The following is an 18,780-nucleotide window of genomic DNA, read 5'->3' as shown; positions in this document are numbered from 1 at the left end:
AACCTCCGCCGTTCCAATCGAAGTACCCACCGTAGTATGGGCGCGAGTAGCCGCCCTGGTAGGAGTAGCCATCATCGTAGGGAACAACGGCACAGCCGGTAAGAAGTGCTGCCGTGGCGACGGTAAGCACAAGAAGGGGTTTCATGGTGACCTGCGTTTGCAGTTGGCAAATTTGCCGCAAGGATACCGACGGGCACCTCCCCCAGTTGTAAGAAATCGTGTCCCGCTGAGCGAGGTGGCAGCATGATCCGGCGCGAATACAGAACCTTCAGCTTCTGCTGCGGCCTCGGCGGCGGCGCCAAGGGCTTCAAGAAGGCCGCCTCGCAGGTCGGCAACATGATCGCGACCTGGAAATGCATCGGCGGCATTGACGTGGACCAGGCCGCAGCGCGCGACTTCGAAAAGCTGGTGGGGGTGAAGCGCCCGAGCCGAGGCTATTTGATCGCGTCCGCCGCAATTGCAAGCGCCCACCCGGCAAAGAGGCAGACAACAACCCAGCCGGAGGTGATGGCTGCAATTTCACGCCAACTCATTGCTTTGCTCCTTCAGCTGTCGATCGCAATAGGGTTAAGCGTAGTATCGATCACCAAAAAATCATGCGGTGAGATGTAAAGAAATATTGCGATGCACCCAAGTCGGGGCCTAGCAAGTCGGCGAGCTCTTTGAAAAATTTTCTTTAGCGTCCATGACTGCGATATCGGCAGCGGGCGGGAAACCTTGAGGCATCTGGCATGAGCGAAACCGCAAAAATCGAATGGACCGACGCCACTGTCAACCCCTGGATCGGCTGCACCAAGGTGTCGCCCGCGTGCGACCACTGCTATGCCGAGGTGTCCACTCCGGAGCGCGCGCCGGGCGTGAACTGCAGCACCAAGGAAGCCCGACATCGCACGTCGGCCGCCAACCGGAAGCAGCCGCTGCGCTGGAATTGCGCCATGGTACCCGCCATCCTGGACGGCGTTGAACTAGAAACCGCCCTCCTCCAAATGGATCTGGAAGGCAGCAGGCACGTCGACTCTACCGATGGGATCGTAGTTGGCCAGATTGGCATCAAGTATTTCTACGGCCCTATCGAAAATGCGATTTTGCTCGCGGGCACTGGCGCCGTCCCAGCAATCGATGAGCGCTGGATCGATGACGATAACGAGCGGTGCATTCCGTCGCTGCTCGTGAGAATCGCGAACAGTCCAGGTAACCCTAACGTGTCGGTCATCCCCCGAGTCATCAAATTCGACATCGTTCGGGAAGACATCCGTTCCTTCGACTGCACCTTCAAGCCACTCTGCGGCGCGACCCATGGTCATCTCCCATCGCTTAGTTGCATGAGCAATGAACGGCCCAACCTCTTTCGCCGCGCCATGGCGCGCGCAATCGCCCACAACGAGCTAGGCATCATGCGGGCCTTCAAGCTGATCAACATACCTCCGGGCCCACGAGATGCCTTCACTCTGGGCGTGTCCATCCCTTTCGTGAAGCCCAAGCACGTCAGACTCCTTGATGGTATTGCCGCCGCTGATCACCCGCCCCAAGGATGCGAATACTCCGTTCCCAGCAGGTTTTGCGAACCCCTCGACTATGTAGCCTCGATACCTTGCAATAGACATCGTGAGCACCCCTCATATCGACCACCTAGGATCCGCCGCAGTCAATTCAACGGCCATTTAATACACCCTAGCATACGGCGCGCTGGTGCACAGGTTGATGACCGAATTCGCCGCCCCCTCGTTTTGGGGGTAGCGATTAAGGAGATCGAGGCATGAAACACCTGACCACCCAGACCCTCGACGGTGAGGCCGGCTGCATCTTCTCCGACTGCGAGCAATACCGCTATCGCCTCTGGCGCGAGTGGGATGCCAGCCGGCCGACGCTGGGGTTCATCATGCTCAACCCGTCGACGGCCGACCACCAGGCCAACGATCCGACGATCGCCCGCTGTCTGCAGCGCGCGCTGGCCGGCAAGTACGGCCGGCTGGAGGTGGTGAACCTGTTCCCGCTACGATCGACGGATCCAGACGGGCTGCTGACTCATCCGGCGCCACTCGGGCGCGAGGACACCGCCAACGGCGCCGTCATGGACGCGATTGACCGCTGCTGGCTAGTCATCTGCGCCTGGGGCGCGCACAAGGCGGCGCCGGCGCGCGCGGCAGAGGTGCTGCGGATCGTGCGCATGTGTGGTCGCGGCAATCGGCTCTACCACCTTGGGCTGAATCAGGACGGCAGTCCGAAGCACCCGCTCTACATCGCGGTCAAAGTTCGACCGCAGCCATACACAGCATGACCGAAGCAGCAGCACGTATCATCGAGAAATCCCGGCAGCATTGGGAGAACACAGTGATCCTCACCAACCCAGCGACGCTGCGCCGCGCCTTGCCGGAGGCCTCCGGTGAGTTCGATCAGTTGATCGGATCCGGAAGCAGCTCGGCATCGAAACGCCCGTGAAGATTGACGGGCACCCCAAGATCACCGGCCCGTCGGCGGCAAGCCGATCAACCTCGGCACCGACCGTATTAAGGCGATCCGACAGGTGCTGGACAGCTCGGCATAGGTGACAACATCGGGACGGTGGGTCGCCTGTGGAAGCAGTACCAGGACACGGATGACCGGCGCCGGCTGGCCGACGGCACGCGCGCCGACTACGCGCAGTGCAGCACCCCGCTGCTGGCAGTATTCTGGGAAGTCCGAGCAAGCGAGATCCGGGCAACTGACGTGGCGCGCTACCTCCGGATCGAGCGCAAGGACGCGCCCGTGCGGGCAAACCGTGGCGAAAAAATGGAGGCCCCCGCCTACGACCAGCACCTTGGTCAGTTGCTTAGCCCATTCCATGAGGGCGAGGCGATTCGCGAAGCTCTTCTCAGGGACCTTGGCGCGGCCGCCAACGCACCATTCAGGCCGTGGAAGTAGCTGGGTAGCGAGCGCCGATATTCCCACCATGGGAATATGGCGGGATCCAAATGCTGCATGGATGTCCACAAAGCAAAACAGCGCCCGTTCTAAGGCGCTGTTTTACAAGGAAATTCTGGGGTGGCTGATGGGACTCGAACCCACGACGACAGGAATCACAATCCTGGACTCTACCAACTGAGCTACAGCCACCGTAGAGGTCATCAGCGAAGCGCTGATCGACGAAAAACAAGATTATACAAACAGTTTTCCGAGATGGCTAGTATCCCGCACAAAATTTTTTCAACGGGATCGCTCAGGGCCGGGACGGGCTCCATTTCGCCTCCAGCAGCACTGCCTGCTTGATGGCTTCAATGGTCTCGGCCTCGGTATCGAACTGGCCCAGCAGCCGGCGTGACTTGCCGTTCAGCACGGCCTCGTGCAATGCCTTCCCTGCCGCCTCCGAGGTACCGGGGTGCCAGCAGTAGCGTGCCGTCCATTTGCCGTCCTGCAGTTGCTCGGCCACCCAAACCACCCTGAAGTCTTCATAGACGACGCCGAACGGCGCTTCGTTTTCCACGTTGTCGTTTTCCATGCTGCCCCCCCCCCGCCGGCACGGTCCGCATACCCTGCCCTATCTCGCCCTGGGGCAGTGCGAGGAATCGTATCACGGCCGCTGGGCAGGTCGCTCTGACCAGCAGGTGCCAGATTGCATCAGACCATCGGCAGCGCAAATATGCTGTGCGCAGCCCCTACCTCCGCAGGGTTCATGCCGCGCGTGCCCGAAGCGATACTCGTGTTTGAGGGACATTGACCCCCCTCGACCTTCCCGTCAGGCGGCCCGCCCCATCGGGTCGCCTGCCTCTTTTTGCCCCCCCTCCCAGCCGGAGCTTCCGCGCTGCCAGCCGCTGGCGGCGGAACCTTGCGCCCATGCGCGAGCCCAACCGACGTTATTGAACGCGGGGAGCAGGCATGCAGATCAAGTGTAGATGGCCGGCGAGGATTGTTGCCGTGGCGGCCCTGGCGGCGATGCTCGCAGGCTGCGCGGCCGGCGGGGCCGACGGCAGGGAATCGAGCATTACGACGTATGGCACGGTGGACGTGGGCATCAGCCATACGAGATAAGCAGCGTGACCGATGGAACTCTCTATGACGATGGCCGTCTAATCCCCTCGTCTGGCGCATGCAAAACGAGGGCGCAAAAAAAAAGAGTCCGCAGCGCGGACTCTTAACTTTAGCGATCTCAAATGCCCTGAAGGCCGTTGCACTGTAACTGCCATCCCGGGAATGCACCATTCGGGTAAACGAAGAGCGGCGAGCGACAACAACGCCGACGAAAAAAAAGCCCGCCGAAGCGGGCTAATAATCAGTTGAAGAAAGCCCTGTATTCGAGGGCAGGCACAGTGTAAGAAAGTGCCCTGCCTCAGCGAATTAGGGGAATCCCTTTCCTGGCGCAGGTTTCCGGGAAATCAGGCATGGCAAGTGCGGCGCGCGGTACCCCTCGCGCCGCCATGCATACTTTCACGATTCGGAGTTAGAGCGCGGCCTCGGCAGCGCGCGCGCTGGCCGATAGCGCTTACGCGGCCAGCGGCTCCTGGGCCTGCGGCCGCAAATGCGTGCGGGCCTCTTCGAACAGCGCATCCACATCTGCCCGCGTGCGCGCCGCGTTCATCCGCTTCGCATCCGACAGTACGCGGCGCCAGCCACGTCCGCCGGCAATGCCGCGATGCAGGCCAAGCATGTGCCGCGTCACGGCCCCCATATACCCGCCCCGCTCCACCAGGTCGCCGATGTAGCGCTGCATCGCCAGTTCGACATCGAGCCGCGACGGCACCGGGGCGCTCGCATCGCCATAGAAGCGCGCATCCATTTCCGCCAACACATAAGGTTGGTGATAGGCCTCGCGCCCGATCATCACGCCATCGACGTGCTCAAGATGGGCCGCCATCTCGTCATAGCTGGCGATGCCGCCGTTGATCAGGATTTCCAGATCGGGAAACTCCTGCTTCAGCTGGTAAGCGACTTCGTATCGGAGCGGCGGAATCTCGCGGTTTTCCTTCGGGCTCAGGCCCTTCAGGATCGCATTGCGCGCATGGACGATAAACGTGCCGCAGCCCGCCTCGGCCACCTTGCCGACAAAGTCGCGGACGAAATCGTAGTGCTCGATCTTGTCGATGCCGATGCGATGCTTGACCGTGACCGGGATGTCCACCGCGTCGCGCATCGCCTTCACGCAGTCGGCCACCAGTTGCGGCTCGGCCATCAGGCAGGCACCGAAGGCGCCGCGCTGCACGCGCTCGGACGGGCAGCCGCAGTTCAGGTTGATTTCCGCATAGCTCCACTGCTGGCCCAGCTTCGCCGCCATGGCGAGGTCGGCCGGCTCGCTGCCGCCCAGTTGCAGGGCGACCGGGTGTTCAGCCGCATCGAAATCCAGGTGGCGCGGCACGTCGCCATGCAGCAGCGCGCCGGTGGTCACCATCTCGGTGTACAGCCAGGTGTGGCGGCTGAGCTGGCGGTGGAGCATGCGGCAATGACGGTCGGTCCAGTCCATCATCGGCGCGACCGAAATGCGTCGGGGATTTACGTTCATGGAAATACGGCAGTTTGGGGCGGTCCGGACGGGGAAGCGTCGAGCCCCGGGGCGCATGGCGATGACATATGCCGATCACGGCACCCCAGGGTCACAAGGACCGCGCGCGAGGCAGGCGGCCCGCGAGAAGAGGAGAGTATAGGCTACGTCGTCAAGGTTCGCTGCGCTCCGCCCCGGCTGTATCAGCGCGGCGCGGTCCGCTCGATCCAGCTGGCAAACGTCGCCAGGAACTTGCCAAGGAAGCCCTTGGTCGACTCATTGGCAATGCCACCCTGCTCATCAAACAGCTTGTCGACGCCGCTGATATACGCTTCAGGCTGCTGCAGCGTCGGGACATTGAGGAACACCATCGACTGGCGCAGGTGCTGGTTGGCACCGAATCCGCCGATGGCCCCGGGCGAACCACTGATGATGGCGCCAGGCTTGCCATCCCAGACGCTGCTGCCATAAGGGCGCGAACCCACGTCGATGGCGTTTTTCAGCGGGGCGGGCACGGAGCGGTTGTATTCCGGGGTCACGAACAGCACGGCGTCGGCACGGCGGACGCGGTCGCGGAAAGTGGTCCAGGCCTGGGTCGGATTGCCATCGAAATCCTGGTTGTATAGCTCCAGGGCACCGATTTCGACGATCTCCAGCTTGAGCTGCGGCGGCGCCAGCGCGATCAGCGCCTTGGCCAGCTTGCGGTTGTACGACTCCTTGCGCAGGCTTCCCACCAGTACAACGACATCGCGAGGATTACTCATTGCGGCTCCCTTGACTGTGCGAACGGAATGGCACAGACGGCGCCCGCGGCCAGGAATGCCCGGGCCGCGGGCGCCAGTCCAGCCGTCACTCTACCCGAGTCGGAGCCGGCATGTCCTGCGCAGCGGATCTCAGGCAGTCTTGCCGAGCGCCACCAGCGGGTGATCCCCGGCATGCCACGGGCTGCCGAAGAACGACATCACCTTCTCGCGGCTGACTTCATCGAGCCGGGCGTGTTGCCAGCGCGGCTTGTGATCCTTGTCGACGGCCAGCGCGCGGATGCCTTCGACGCCGTCGCCCTTGCGGAACACGTAGTGCATCATGTCCAGCTCCATGCGCAGTTCGTCTTCCAGCGTCATGCTGCGTGCGCGGCGGATCTGCTCCAGCGTCACGCACAGCATGAGCGGCGAGCGGCTGCGCAGCATGGCGGCGGTCTGCGCGGCCCAGTCACCCGGGGCGTCGCTGACGGCGGCAAGGATGTCCGGCATGGTGTTGCCGGCGAACAGGGCGTCGATCTGCGCCGACAGCCCGGCCAGCGTGCTTTGCGCCGGCACGCAATCATCGCGGTGCGGGGCGGTGAAGCCTTCGATATGCGCCAGCACGGCGTCGCCGCTGGCAAACTGCAGCGTGCGCAGCGAATCGACCAGTTCCGCCAGGCGGTTGCCCGGCAGGTAGGTGTCGGCCAGCCCGGCGTGAAGCGCGTCGGCGGCGTGGATCACGGTACCGGTCAGGCCCAGGTACTCGCCGATGCGCCCCGGCGTGCGCGCCAGGAACCAGCCGCCACCGACATCCGGGAACAGACCGATATTGGTTTCCGGCATCGCCATCCTGGTGCGATCGGTGACCAGGCGCAGCCTGGCGCCTTGCGAGATGCCCATGCCGCCACCCATCACCACGCCGTCCATCAGCGCGATATAGGGCTTGGCGTAGCGGTGGATGAGGAAGTTGAGCGCGTATTCCTCGACAAAGAACTGGTCGAGCAGCGGATCGCCTGCGTGCGCGGCCTGGTGGAAATAGCGGATATCGCCGCCGGCGCAGAACGCCTTGCCGCCGGCACCGGCGACCACCACCGCCACCACCTCGGGCGCGGCGGCCCAGGCCTGCAGCGCCTGGGTGATGGCGCGGATCATGTCGAGCGACAGGGCGTTGAGCGCCTGCGGGCGGTTCAGCGTCAGGTACCCGATGCCACCGCGGACCTCGGTCGTGACGAATTCAGTCATGTCGTACTCCTCCAATGCAACTCGCGATTTTACGCCAGTCGCATTGGCAAGCGCACCCATGTGGGCAGCTTGCGGCGCATGCGCGAACGCTGCGCCTGCGCTCCGCCCCACCCTTGCTCATCAGGCCAGCCGGAACGTCGCGACCAGCGAGGTCAGGCGCTGTGCCTGGTCTTCGAGCGACGCGGCCGCGGCTGCCGCCTGCTCCACCAGCGCAGCATTCTGCTGCGTCATGCTGTCCATCTGCGACACGGCCACATTGACCTGCTCGATGCCGTTGGACTGCTCGTCGGAGGCCGAGCTGATATCGCCGATGATGGCACTGACACGCCGCACCGCATCGACGATGTCCTGCATTGCACGGCCCGCGTTATCGACCAGCTCCGAGCCTTCGCGCACATTGGCCACCGAGGCGCCGATCAGCGTGCGGATTTCCTTGGACGCACCGGCGCAGCGCTGCGCCAGGTCGCGCACGTCGCCGGCCACCACGGCAAAGCCGCGGCCATGCTCGCCGGCACGCGCGGCTTCCACTGCGGCGTTCAGCGCCAGGATATTGGTCTGGAACGCGATCTTCTCGATCACGTCGATGATGTCGACGATCTTGCCCGAGCTGGCGTCGATCGACTGCATCGTATCGACGACGCGCAGGACCGCATCGCTGCCGCGCCCGGCCAGGGTCGCGGCATCCGTTGCCAGCGCGCGCGCCTCACGCGCGCTGTCGGCATTCTGGCGCACGGTGCTGGTCAGCTCCTCCATGCTCGAAGCGGTCTCTTCCAGCGAGGCCGCCTGCTGCTCGGTGCGCTGCGACAGGTCGGCATTGCCGCTGGCGATCTGCTTGCTGGCCGCGGCAATCGAGTCCGCGCCGCCGCGCACGTCGCCCACCATGGCCACCAGGCTGGCCTGCATCCGGCCCAGCATGCCGAGCATGCGCGCGGTCTCGTTGCGGGCCGCTTCGTCGGCGAGCACGTCGCCACTGGATGCCGCCACACTCAGGTCGCCGCCGGCGATCTTCTCGAAGCGCGCAATCGCCGTATCCAGCGGCTGCACAATCGACCGGCGCAGGCGCCATGCCACCACCGTGCTGAAGACCAGGCCCACCACCAGCACGCACACCGATAGCATGAACAGGTTCTGGTAACGCTGTTGCGACGTCTCGTAGACCTGCTTCGCGCTGGCAACCTGCAGCTTGTTCAGCCCGGTGTTGACGGCGGTGAAGGCGATGTCGAGCTTCGGGATGGTTTCGAGCACGGCCTTCATCACGCCATCGCGGTCGCCGGCATGCAGCGCGGCGATCATCGGCGTCACGCCCTGCCCGAACAGCGCATCGCGCTTGGCGCTGACATCCTCCACCACCCTGGCCTCCTCAGCCGGGCGCGGCAAGGCCAGATAGGCCTTCCAGGCTTTCTCCGAATCGCGCGCAAAGCCTTCCGCGGTCGCGGCGCGCGCTTTCGCATCGGCGGGGTCGGTGGCAAAGGTGGCCTGGTCGAGCAGCACACGAACCAGCAACTGGTTCGAGCGCGCTTCGGCCAGATTGACCGCCGCCGACAGCTGGTGCTCATAGATCTGGTGCGTGGCCTCGTTGCTGCGCGACATGCCTAGCCAGCCGACCGCGCCGACAATCAGCAATAGCAAATTCGTGACGATGGTGAGGAACCACAATCTGGCTCCGATAGTCGCGTTCTTGAACATTAAGGCTCCGGGGGAAGAGGAACTGTGGAAATCAGCGACGCGCGCCGCGCCGCTGCCCTGACCAACTACGGCGCGCAGGCCGCATCCTTTACCGGTATTGACCGCCTTCACACGCGTGACAGAATTGCATGGTGGTACATCATCCCCCGATGTGCCGGATGCGCCGCGCAAGCTGCGCACAACGCCGTTTGGAGGAAGCCCTCGTAGCAATTCCGCACGGAATATGCAAACTGGCGGAATGAACACTGAATCGCTCGATCCCGGACTCGTGCTGCTGGCGTTCGCGCCGGTCTTCCTGCTGACCATCGGCGCCGAAGCCTGGTACTGGGCGCGCCGCGACGCACGCGTCTACAGCCTGCGCGATACCGTATCCAACGCGGCGCTGGCGCTGATGCACCAGGCCTCGGATGCGTTCTTCCTCTGGCTGATGATCCGCACGGTCTATACGTGGTGCTACCAGCATGGCCTGCGCGCCATGCCGCAGACCCTGTGGTCATTCGCACTGTTGTTGCTGCTGCAGGACTTTCTCTACTACTGGTTCCATCGCGCCAGCCACCGCGTGCGCTGGCTGTGGGCCTCGCACGTGACGCACCATTCGTCGGAGGGCATGAATTTCTCCACGGCGTTCCGGCAGAGCCTGACGTATCCGCTCTCGGGCATGTGGCTGTTCTGGGTTCCGCTGGCGTGGATCGGCTTCACGCCGGACTGGGTGATCCTGGCGGTGGGCCTGAACCTGGCGTTCCAGTTTTTCGTGCATACGCGGCTGGGACAGCGCTGGGCGCTGGTCGAGTCGCTGCTGAATACGCCGTCGGTCCATCGCGTGCACCATGCGAAGAATCCGCAGTACATCGACCGCAACTACGCCGGCGTGCTGACGATATGGGACCGGCTGTTCGGCACCTTCGTCCCCGAACGCGAGGCGCCGGTGTACGGCATCACGCGCCAGGTGCGGACCCATAACCCATTGACGCTGACCTTCCATGAATGGCGCGACATGTTCACCGATGCCTGGCGCGACCGTGACCCGCGCTATCTGTGGAAGCCGCCCGAGTGGCGCAGCCCGCGCGCGCCGGCACTGGAGCCGCTGCCCGGCACGCAATAAAAAACCGCGCCTGAAGGCGTAATGCCGTTCAGTTAAGGTCCCTATTGAGGAAGCGAACGGCATAGCGTGAAGGGCGGGACTTGACGACCCGGTCGCATGAGCGACCGGGTCGTTTCACATTGGGCAGCGACTTTAGGCGCTCGCGTAGGCGCTGCAGGCAGGCGGGCAATTTCGCGTAGGCTGGCGTGACAGCTGCCCACATCATCTCGTGCTGGATGACATGGAAGGCACGCACGAAGCTCATGTCAGTCGGCGCGAGCTTCGCTTCTCGGGCGGCGCTGGCCATCTCGCGACGAATCAGGTTGTAGGCGATCAAGGCGCCCCAGATTTCCTGGCATACCCCATCGACGGTTCGGCTACGCAGGGTCAGCTCCATGCCGAGCATCGACTGCTTCAGTTCCCGGTAGCTCGTTTCGATCTGCCAGCGCCGCTCGTAACTGGCGACGATGTCAGCAGGTTTGAAGCGTCGGCGATCGAGCAGCGACGTCAGCAGAATTCGGCTACGTCCGCGTGCATCGATCGTTCGGATTGCCCGCGCCTGCCAGAACTCCGGCAGTGCCGGACACTTCTTGCGTGCCTGCGGCGAGACACGCATGCGTACCGTGGCGTCCTCGGCCGTGCCGGCCGTCACCTCCCAGCGCGTGTTGGACTTGGCCGGAATCAGGAAGTGGCGGTTGTGCCCGCCCATCGTCAGACCGCACAGGATCTCGGCAGCCAGGAAGCCTTTGTCGAATACCGTCAGCGAATCATCCGGTATCTGCGGCAACAAGCCTTTGGCGTACACCATCTCATTGCTGTCATAGCGACCGAAGCTGGCACCTGCCACCAGGTGCGTGGGGATCGCAGTCAGCGTCACCATGCGCACCTGCGGATAGCTGGCGACCCTGCGAGCGTAAGCTTGGGCGCCAAAGTGCTCGCGGTTGGCAGGGCTGTCGGCTGTGCGTAGCGTCGTGCCATCCATCGCCCACAGGCTGAGTCCCTTGAGGGCGTAGTCGCTGGCGTCCTGCAGACTCCAGGCGCGCGCTGTTCGTTCGAACAGCCAGGCCAGCGGCGCCTCGCCAACGCGCTGGCGGGCTTGCGTCGCCGCGCTCTTGCTGACGAACGGCGCCACCTCGTCAGGCAGGGCCAGTTCCAGATTGTCGAGCACTTCGCTGATCGACCAATGGCGGTACATCGCCAGCGCAATCACCAGCCAGACCACCTGTTCAGCGGGCAATCGACGGCGACGGATACTTGCCGCTCCCGTCGCCTCTACCGCACGCTCAATCCACTCATATGGAAGATGTTCGGCCAGCCGACTCAAGTCGGCTGGCTGTTGCGCTTCGAGCAGGAACGTCAGGTGACTGGAGAGCATCGCGCCCGAAAGTTAACACCTCGGCGCACGGTTTACAACTCCCTCTGACGCTACATACAAAAATGCCGCTCAGCTCTTAACTGAACGGCATTAGGCGCCAGGCGCCGGTTTTTTGTGTCCGGCGTCGGCGTTTATACGCCTTCGCGGGAAGCGCGCTTGCGCTCGTGTTCCTTCAGGTGGCGCTTGCGCAGGCGGATGCTCTTGGGCGTGAGCTCGACCAGTTCGTCGTCGGCGATGAATTCCACCGCATATTCGAGCGACATCTGGATCGGCGGCACCAGGCGTACCGCTTCGTCGGTACCCGAAGCGCGCACGTTGGTCAGCTGCTTGCCCTTGATCGGGTTGACCACCAGGTCGTTGTCGCGGCTGTGGATGCCGATGATCATGCCTTCATACAGCGCATCGCCGGGCTTGACGAACATGCGGCCGCGGTCCTGCAGCTTCCACAGCGCGTAGGCCACGGCATCGCCGTCGTCCTGCGAGATCAGCACGCCGTTGTGGCGCTCGCCCAGGCCGCCTTCGCGCACCGGTGCGTAGTCGTCGAAGATATGGCTGATCAGGCCGGTGCCGCGCGTCAGCGTCAGGAACTCGCCCTGGAAGCCGATCAGGCCGCGGGCCGGGATGCGGTATTCCAGGCGGGTACGGCCCTTGCCGTCCGACGCCATGTCGAGCAGTTCGCCCTTGCGGCGGCCCAGCTCTTCCATCACGCCGCCCTGGTGGCTGTCTTCGACGTCCACGGTCAGCAGTTCGTACGGCTCGTTCTTGACGCCGTCGATTTCCTTGAACACCACGCGCGGACGCGACACGGCCAGCTCGTAGCCTTCGCGGCGCATGTTTTCCAGCAGGATGGTCAGGTGCAGTTCGCCGCGGCCCGACACTTCGAAGATGGTGTCGTCGCCGGTATCGGCCACGCGCAGTGCCACGTTCGACTTCAGTTCGCGGTCCAGGCGCTCGCGCAGCTGGCGGCTGGTCACGAACTTGCCTTCACGGCCGGCCAGCGGCGAGGTGTTGACGCAGAAGTTCATGGTCAGCGTCGGCTCGTCCACCTTCAGCATCGGCAGCGCGTCCTGGGCGTCCGGCGCGCACACGGTGCAGCCGATACCCAGTTCTTCGATGCCGTTGATCAGCACGATGTCGCCGGCTTCGGCCTCGGACACGATCTCGCGCTCGAGGCCCTGGAACTTCAGCACCTGGTTGATGCGGCCCTTGATCGGGTTGCCTTCCGGGCCGAACTTGACCACCACGTCTTGCAGCGGACGGGCGCGGCCACGCGAGATGCGGCCCACGCCGATCTTGCCGACGTAGCTGGAGTAGTCCAGCGAGATGATCTGCAGCTGCAGGGGGCCGTCGCGATCGTCGTCACGCACCGGCACCTTGTCCAGCACGGTTTCGAACAGCGGCTTCATGTCGCCGTCGCGCACGTCTTCGGTCAGGCCGGCAAAGCCGTTCAGGCCCGAGGCGTAGATCACCGGGAAGTCCAGCTGCTCGTCGGTGGCGCCCAGCTTGTCGAACAGGTCGAAGGTCTGGTTGATCACCCAGTCCGGGCGCGCGCCCGGGCGGTCGATCTTGTTGACCACCACGATCGGCTTCAGGCCCAGCGCCAGCGCCTTGCGCGTGACGAAGCGGGTCTGGGGCATCGGGCCCTCGACCGCGTCGACCAGCAGCAGCACGCCGTCGACCATCGACAGCACGCGCTCCACTTCACCGCCGAAGTCGGCGTGGCCCGGGGTGTCGACGATATTGATATGGGTGCCGTTGTATTCGACGGCACAGTTCTTCGCGAGAATCGTGATCCCGCGTTCCTTTTCCAGGTCGTTCGAGTCCATCACCCGTTCGGCGACTTGCTGGTTGTCGCGGAAGGTGCCTGCCTGGCGCAGGAGCTGGTCGACCAGGGTGGTCTTGCCATGATCGACGTGGGCGATGATGGCGATATTTCGGATGGCGCGGGTCATTGCTGCGTCTCGCTTTGGAGAATCTGAGGTAACCCGACATTCTAGCATGCTGCAGCGCAAGACGCGTTGACCGGAACCGTCACTTCCCCAGTAAAAATTATTGCGAATAGTGGAATAACAAATTTCCGTTCTTGCGCATCGTTAAACGTGAACATATATTTGCCACAGCAAAGATTGCAAAGGCAAAGATGTCACCGCTCCCTCCCTCCGATCAGCCAGCCGTATCCACGGCCGGCCCGTTCGATCCCCACCGGTACCAGATGTCCGAAAGTGTCGGCTACCTGATGCAGCGCGCCAAGAATATGCTGGCGCACGGGGTCGAACAGGAGGTAAGCAGCCTGGACATCACACAGGCGCAAGCCAGTTGCCTGATGATGCTGGCCACCGGCCGCGCCGCGACCGTCACCGACCTGGGCCGCGAGCTGAATACCGACATGGGTTCGGTCACGCGCCTGCTCAGCCGCATGGAAAAGCGCGGCCTGATCGAGCGCCGCCGCCGCGACGCCGACCGCCGCGTGGTCGACCTGTCGGTCACGCCGCAAGGCCAGGAACTGGTGGAACGGCTGCCAGCCGTCTTCTGCAAGGTACTCAGCCACCACTTTCGCGGGTTTTCCGAGGACGAAATCCAACTGCTGCGCAGCATGCTGCGACGGATCATCGATAACAACAGCGGATAGCGGGCATGCGCGCCGGCCTCCGGCACGCCAGTTTGTCCGCTCAAGCGGACACCGTATCAGCCCGTAGAAACCGTATGGCTCCAGTCACGGAGCAACCACATGAAACAAGCTCTCTCTTCCCAATCCCCCCGGCCCGCACGCTCGCGCGAGCTGGTGCGCCGTGCCGGTTCGCTTGCGCTGACCGCCGTGGCCGCGGCAGTACTGGCCGGATGCGCGGCGCTCGGCAATTCACACAGCACCCAGACCGTGGCCGATCCGGCCGCCATGGCAACTTCGCAAACCCTGCCCGGCGAGCACGGCCAGTGGCCCTCGCAGGACTGGGTCGCCCAGTTCAATGACCCGCAGCTGAGCGCCCTGGTCGATGAGGCGGTCAAGGACAACCCCAACCTGCAGGCCGCGTTCGCCCGCGTGGAAGCGTCGCGCGCCATGGCCGATGCCACCCGCAGCGCGCTCTATCCGCACGTGGAGTTCGAAGGCAGCCTGTTGCGCCAGCGCTTCTCCAACAACGACCTGTTCGAAGGCACACCGCTGGCCGGATCGTGGCAGAACCAGTCGCGCCTGCAGGCAGGCCTGTCCTATGACTTCGACTTCTGGGGCAAGAATCGCGACGAGCTTGAAGCCGCGCTGTCCGACGACCGCGCCGCCGAAGCCGAAAGCCAGGCCTCGCGCCTGATCCTGGCCACGTCGATCTCGCGCAACTACGCGCGCCTGGCCGCACTCTATGCCCAGCGCGACGTGGCCGAGCGCGCCATCGCCCAGCGCCGCGACCTGACCGAGCTGTCGCGCCAGCGCCTGGCCGCCGGCCTGGATACGCAGGTCGAAACCACGCAGGCGCGCGGCACCGTCGCCGCATCGCAGACCGACCTGCAGCGCGTGGACGAAGACATCGCGCTGGCACGCAACCAGCTGGCGGCGCTGCTGGGCAAGGGCCCGGACCGCGGCCTGCAGATCCAGCGCCCGGTGTTGCTGGCCCAGGCCACGCCCACGCTGCCCGACAACCTGACCATCGGCCTGCTGGGCCGCCGCCCGGACCTGGTGGCGGCACGCTGGCGCGTGGAAGCAGCATCGAAGGACATCAATGTCGCCAAGAAGGAATTCCTGCCCGACGTCAGCCTGACCGCGTTCGCTGGGCTGGCCGCGCTGGACCCGTCCAAGCTGCTGATGGGCATCAGCCGCACCTTCGGCATCGGCCCGACCATCCGCCTGCCGATCTTCGAAGGCGGCAAGCTGCGCGCCAACCTCAAGGGCAAGTACGCCGGCTATGACATCGCCGTGGCCAACTACAACCAGACCCTGGTCGATGCGCTGCGCGAGACCGCCGACACCATGACCAGCATCCACAGCGTCGACAAGCAGATCGAGACCCAGCGCGAAGCCCTGGACCTGGCCGAGCACGCCTACGCGCTGGCCACCATGCGCTACAAGGCCGGGCTGGGCACGCAGCTGACCGTGCTCAACGCCGAAAGCAACGTGCTGCAGCAGCGCCGCCTGGCGACCGACCTGCAGGCACGGCGGCTGGACCTGCAGATGGGCCTGATGAAGGCGCTCGGCGGTGGCTACCAGGAGCCCGCCGAAGGCCAGGCGAGCGCCGGCCACGACCATGCCCAGCAACAGGACAACACCCAGGCGGGCGCCCGCGGCTGATCCGCGCACCCAGTGATCGCAGACAAGATTCTTCAGAAAACATCATGAGCAACAACCAGCAAGCGGCCGGCACCAACAATCCCCAGCATCCCGCCCAACCCACTCCGGCCACCAGCAACAACGGCAAGCGCAAGCGCATGCTGCTGTCGCTGACCGCGGCGCTCGTCGTCGCCGGCGTCGGCTACGGCGTGTATTGGGGCCTGTACGCCCGCCATTTCGAAAGTACCGACGACGCCTATGTCGCCGGCAACGTGGTCCAGGTCACGCCGCTGGTGGGCGGCACCGTGGTGTCGATCGCCGCCGACGACACGCAGCTGGTCACCGCCGGCCAGCCGCTGATCCAGCTCGACCGCGCCGATTCGCAAGTCTCGCTGGAACAGGCCGAAGCCCAGCTCGCGCAGGCCGTGCGCGAAGTGCGCACGCTGTACGTCAACAACGGCTCGCTCGCCGCCAACGTGACGCTGCGTGAGGCCGACGTGACCAAGGCCCGCGACGACCTGCGCCGCCGCCAGGCCATCGCCGGCTCGGGCGCGGTCTCCAATGAAGAGATCTCGCACGCGCAGTCCGCGCTCCAGGGTGCCGAGTCGGCGCTGCTTGCCGCGCGCGAGCAGCTGGCCTCGAACAAGGTGCTGACCGACCAGACCACCGTCGAGAAGCACCCCAACGTGCAGCGCGCCGCCGCCAACCTGCGCTCGGCCTACCTGGCGTTCGCGCGTTCGTCCATGCCTGCGCCGGTGACCGGCTACGTCGCCAAGCGCTCGGTACAGGTCGGCCAGCGCGTGGCCGCCGGCGCGCCCCTGATGGCCGTGGTGCCGCTGGACCAGGTCTGGGTCGACGCCAACTTCAAGGAAGTGCAGATCACGCATATGCGCATCGGCCAGCCCGTGACGCTGGAGGCCGACGTGTATGGCTCCAGGGTGGAGTACCAGGGCAAGGTCGCCGGCTTCTCGGCCGGTACCGGCTCGGCCTTCTCGCTGCTGCCGGCGCAGAACGCCACCGGCAACTGGATCAAGGTGGTGCAGCGCCTGCCGGTGCGCATTGCGCTTGATGCGCAGCAGCTCAAGGACCACCCGCTGCGCGTGGGCCTGTCGATGACCGTCAAGGTCGACGTGCGCCACGAGGAAGGCGCCGCCATGGCCGCCGCCGCGCCGGCCAAGCCGATGCAGACCGATGTCTATGACAAGGTCGCGCAGGACGCCGACCAGCTGATCGAGCGCATCATCGCCGCCAACAACGGCGGCCGCAGCACCGGCCTGCCCTCGGCCAGCGCCGCCAACGCCAAGCCTGCCAACACCTGACCATGGCGAACTCCCCTACCGCCGCGCACGGCACGCAGCCTGGCGCCAGCCCGGCGCGGGCCGCGCCGCAGCAGCCGCAGCCGCTCTCCGGCGGCAAGCTGGTGATCGGCACCATCGCCCTGTCGCTGGCCACGTTCATGAACGTGCTGGACTCGTCGATCGCCAACGTGTCGATCCCGGCGATTTCGGGCGACCTGGGCGTGGCCCCCAACCAGGGCACCTGGGTCATCACCTCGTTCGCGGTGGCCAATGCGATCTCGGTGCCGCTGACGGGCTGGCTGACCACGCGCTTTGGCGCGGTGCGGCTGTTCATCACCTCGATCCTGCTGTTCGTGCTGGCATCGTGGCTGTGCGGCGTCGCGCCCAACCTGGAAACGCTGCTTGCCGCGCGAGTCCTGCAGGGCGCGGTGGCCGGGCCGATGATCCCGCTGTCGCAGTCGCTGCTGCTGTCGAGCTATCCGCCGCAAAAAAGCACCATGGCGCTGGCGCTGTGGGGCATGACCACGCTGGTGGCGCCGATCATGGGCCCGCTGCTGGGCGGCTGGATCTCGGACAACATGACCTGGCCGTGGATCTTCTACATCAACGTGCCGGTGGGCATCGTCACCGCCTACGTCACCTGGGCCATCTACAAGGACCGCGAGACGCCAACCAAGATCCTGCCGATCGACCGCATCGGCCTGGCGCTGCTGGTGATCTGGGTAGGCTCGATGCAGCTGATGCTCGACAAGGGCAAGGAACTGGACTGGTTCCACTCGACCGAGATCTTGGTGCTGACGCTGGTGGCGATCGTGGGCTTCCTGTTCTTCCTGGCATGGGAAACCTATGAGAAGCATCCCATTGTCGACATCAGCCTGTTCAAGGGCCGCAACTTCAGCTCCGGCGTGGTGGCGATCTCGGTGGCCTACGGGCTGTTCTTCGGCAACCTGGTGATCCTGCCGCTGTGGCTGCAGACCATCATCGGCTATACCGCGACGGATGCCGGCATCGTGATGGCGCCGGTCGGGATCTTCGCGATCCTGCTGTCGCCGGTGATCGGGCGCAACCTGCCGAAGATGGACGCGCGCTGGGTCGCCACCGCGGCCTTTATCACCTTCGGCATTGTCAGCCTGATGCGCTCGGGCTTTACCACGCAGGTGGATACCTGGACGCTGATGGTGCCCACGCTGATCCAGGGCGCGGCCATGGCGATGTTCTTCATCCCGCTGACGTCGATCATTCTTTCTGGCCAGCCGCCAGAGAAGATCCCGGCGGCCTCGGGCCTGTCGAACTTCGTGCGGATCACCTTCGGCGGCATCGGCGCGTCGATCTCGACCACCATCTGGGAAAACCGCTCAGCCCTGCACCACGCGCAGCTGGTGGAACAGGTCAACCCGTACAACCCGGCCTACCACGATCAGCTCAACCACCTGATGCAGATGGGCATGGGCCAGGCCCAGGCGATAGGTGTGATCGAGCGCAATATCACGCAGCAGGCGGCCATGCTCGGCGCCAACGATATCTTCTGGATCTCGGGGGTGCTGTTCTTCGCGCTGATCGGCTTTGTCTGGCTGACGCGGCCGGCCAGGGGCGGCGGCGGGTCGGCGGATGCGATGGCGGCGCACTGACCCAAGCTCTCCGGCATGCAAGATCTGGC

The 18,780-nt window shown here is 64.7% G+C and carries 17 protein-coding genes and 1 tRNA gene; 10 read left to right on the top strand and 8 right to left on the bottom strand.

Annotated elements, in window-relative coordinates; translation table 11 throughout:
• Window positions 1-243 precede the first annotated feature (243 nt).
• The 5 genes from ACZ5MJ_RS06430 (at window position 244) to ACZ5MJ_RS06410 (ending at window position 2,901) form a co-directional block, all read left to right on the top strand.
• Entirely contained in the window at window positions 244-612 is a 369-nt protein-coding gene (locus ACZ5MJ_RS06430; protein WP_464223006.1) for a hypothetical protein, read from the top strand.
• Between the two features lie 119 nt (window positions 613-731).
• Window positions 732-1,760, top strand: a complete 1,029-nt coding sequence (locus ACZ5MJ_RS06425; protein WP_464223005.1) for a DUF5131 family protein — start codon at window positions 732-734, stop codon at window positions 1,758-1,760.
• Window positions 1,757-2,278 carry a DUF1643 domain-containing protein gene (locus tag ACZ5MJ_RS06420; RefSeq protein WP_464223004.1) on the top strand — a complete coding sequence of 174 codons (522 nt, stop codon included), beginning with the start codon at window positions 1,757-1,759 and terminating at the stop codon, window positions 2,276-2,278. The genes ACZ5MJ_RS06425 and ACZ5MJ_RS06420 overlap by 4 nt, the downstream gene beginning before the upstream one ends.
• The gene (locus tag ACZ5MJ_RS06415) at window positions 2,275-2,439 is read left to right on the top strand and encodes a hypothetical protein (protein ID WP_464223003.1); all 165 of its coding nucleotides are present in this window, start codon (window positions 2,275-2,277) and stop codon (window positions 2,437-2,439) included. The genes ACZ5MJ_RS06420 and ACZ5MJ_RS06415 overlap by 4 nt, the downstream gene beginning before the upstream one ends.
• A gap of 123 nt (window positions 2,440-2,562) precedes the next feature.
• A complete protein-coding gene (locus ACZ5MJ_RS06410) occupies window positions 2,563-2,901 on the top strand; it encodes a hypothetical protein (RefSeq protein ID WP_464223002.1) in 339 nt (112 codons plus the stop codon).
• 116 nt (window positions 2,902-3,017) lie between these two features.
• On the opposite strand, the gene ACZ5MJ_RS06405 is transcribed toward ACZ5MJ_RS06410, so the two are convergent.
• From ACZ5MJ_RS06405 to ACZ5MJ_RS06380, 6 genes are all read right to left on the bottom strand, one after another.
• Window positions 3,018-3,093: transfer RNA gene (locus ACZ5MJ_RS06405), tRNA-His, on the bottom strand.
• A gap of 103 nt (window positions 3,094-3,196) precedes the next feature.
• Entirely contained in the window at window positions 3,197-3,475 is a 279-nt protein-coding gene (locus ACZ5MJ_RS06400; RefSeq protein ID WP_464223000.1) for a hypothetical protein, read from the bottom strand.
• A gap of 981 nt (window positions 3,476-4,456) precedes the next feature.
• Window positions 4,457-5,470 (bottom strand): tRNA dihydrouridine(20/20a) synthase DusA, encoded by a 1,014-nt coding sequence (gene dusA, locus ACZ5MJ_RS06395; RefSeq protein ID WP_464222999.1) that lies wholly within the window; start codon window positions 5,468-5,470, stop codon window positions 4,457-4,459.
• A gap of 182 nt (window positions 5,471-5,652) precedes the next feature.
• Window positions 5,653-6,213, bottom strand: a complete 561-nt coding sequence (locus tag ACZ5MJ_RS06390; protein ID WP_464222998.1) for an NADPH-dependent FMN reductase — start codon at window positions 6,211-6,213, stop codon at window positions 5,653-5,655.
• A 129-nt stretch (window positions 6,214-6,342) separates the two neighbouring features.
• Complete coding sequence (locus ACZ5MJ_RS06385) at window positions 6,343-7,431, bottom strand: enoyl-CoA hydratase/isomerase family protein (protein WP_464222997.1); 1,089 nt, start codon at window positions 7,429-7,431, stop codon at window positions 6,343-6,345.
• Between the two features lie 120 nt (window positions 7,432-7,551).
• The gene (locus ACZ5MJ_RS06380) at window positions 7,552-9,117 is read right to left on the bottom strand and encodes a methyl-accepting chemotaxis protein (RefSeq protein ID WP_464222996.1); all 1,566 of its coding nucleotides are present in this window, start codon (window positions 9,115-9,117) and stop codon (window positions 7,552-7,554) included.
• Between the two features lie 238 nt (window positions 9,118-9,355).
• Between ACZ5MJ_RS06380 and ACZ5MJ_RS06375 the strand changes: the two genes are divergently transcribed.
• Window positions 9,356-10,219 (top strand): sterol desaturase family protein, encoded by an 864-nt coding sequence (locus ACZ5MJ_RS06375; protein WP_464222995.1) that lies wholly within the window; start codon window positions 9,356-9,358, stop codon window positions 10,217-10,219.
• Between the two features lie 28 nt (window positions 10,220-10,247).
• Here the strand turns inward: ACZ5MJ_RS06375 and ACZ5MJ_RS06370 are convergent, their stop codons facing one another.
• Together ACZ5MJ_RS06370 and typA are read right to left on the bottom strand one after the other, a co-directional pair.
• On the bottom strand, window positions 10,248-11,573 hold the full coding sequence (locus ACZ5MJ_RS06370) for an IS4 family transposase (RefSeq protein ID WP_464222895.1): 1,326 nt from the start codon (window positions 11,571-11,573) through the stop codon (window positions 10,248-10,250).
• Between the two features lie 131 nt (window positions 11,574-11,704).
• Window positions 11,705-13,525 carry a translational GTPase TypA gene (gene typA / locus ACZ5MJ_RS06365; RefSeq protein ID WP_211951992.1) on the bottom strand — a complete coding sequence of 607 codons (1,821 nt, stop codon included), beginning with the start codon at window positions 13,523-13,525 and terminating at the stop codon, window positions 11,705-11,707.
• 188 nt (window positions 13,526-13,713) lie between these two features.
• Between typA and ACZ5MJ_RS06360 the strand changes: the two genes are divergently transcribed.
• The 4 genes from ACZ5MJ_RS06360 (at window position 13,714) to ACZ5MJ_RS06345 (ending at window position 18,751) form a co-directional block, all read left to right on the top strand.
• The gene (locus ACZ5MJ_RS06360) at window positions 13,714-14,202 is read left to right on the top strand and encodes a MarR family winged helix-turn-helix transcriptional regulator (protein ID WP_464222994.1); all 489 of its coding nucleotides are present in this window, start codon (window positions 13,714-13,716) and stop codon (window positions 14,200-14,202) included.
• A gap of 99 nt (window positions 14,203-14,301) precedes the next feature.
• Window positions 14,302-15,846 (top strand): AdeC/AdeK/OprM family multidrug efflux complex outer membrane factor, encoded by a 1,545-nt coding sequence (locus ACZ5MJ_RS06355; RefSeq protein WP_464222993.1) that lies wholly within the window; start codon window positions 14,302-14,304, stop codon window positions 15,844-15,846.
• A 44-nt stretch (window positions 15,847-15,890) separates the two neighbouring features.
• Window positions 15,891-17,144: an EmrA/EmrK family multidrug efflux transporter periplasmic adaptor subunit gene (locus ACZ5MJ_RS06350; RefSeq protein ID WP_464222992.1), complete on the top strand. Its 1,254-nt coding sequence runs from the start codon at window positions 15,891-15,893 to the stop codon at window positions 17,142-17,144.
• Window positions 17,145-17,146: 2 nt separating this feature from the next.
• The gene (locus ACZ5MJ_RS06345; protein ID WP_464222991.1) at window positions 17,147-18,751 is read left to right on the top strand and encodes a DHA2 family efflux MFS transporter permease subunit; all 1,605 of its coding nucleotides are present in this window, start codon (window positions 17,147-17,149) and stop codon (window positions 18,749-18,751) included.
• The last annotated feature ends 29 nt before the right edge of the window (window positions 18,752-18,780 follow it).

This window comes from Cupriavidus sp. LA-1 (assembly GCF_055385985.1).
The sequence above is the reverse complement of the archived record's forward strand: the minus strand, read 5'-3'. Positions and strand labels throughout refer to the sequence as shown.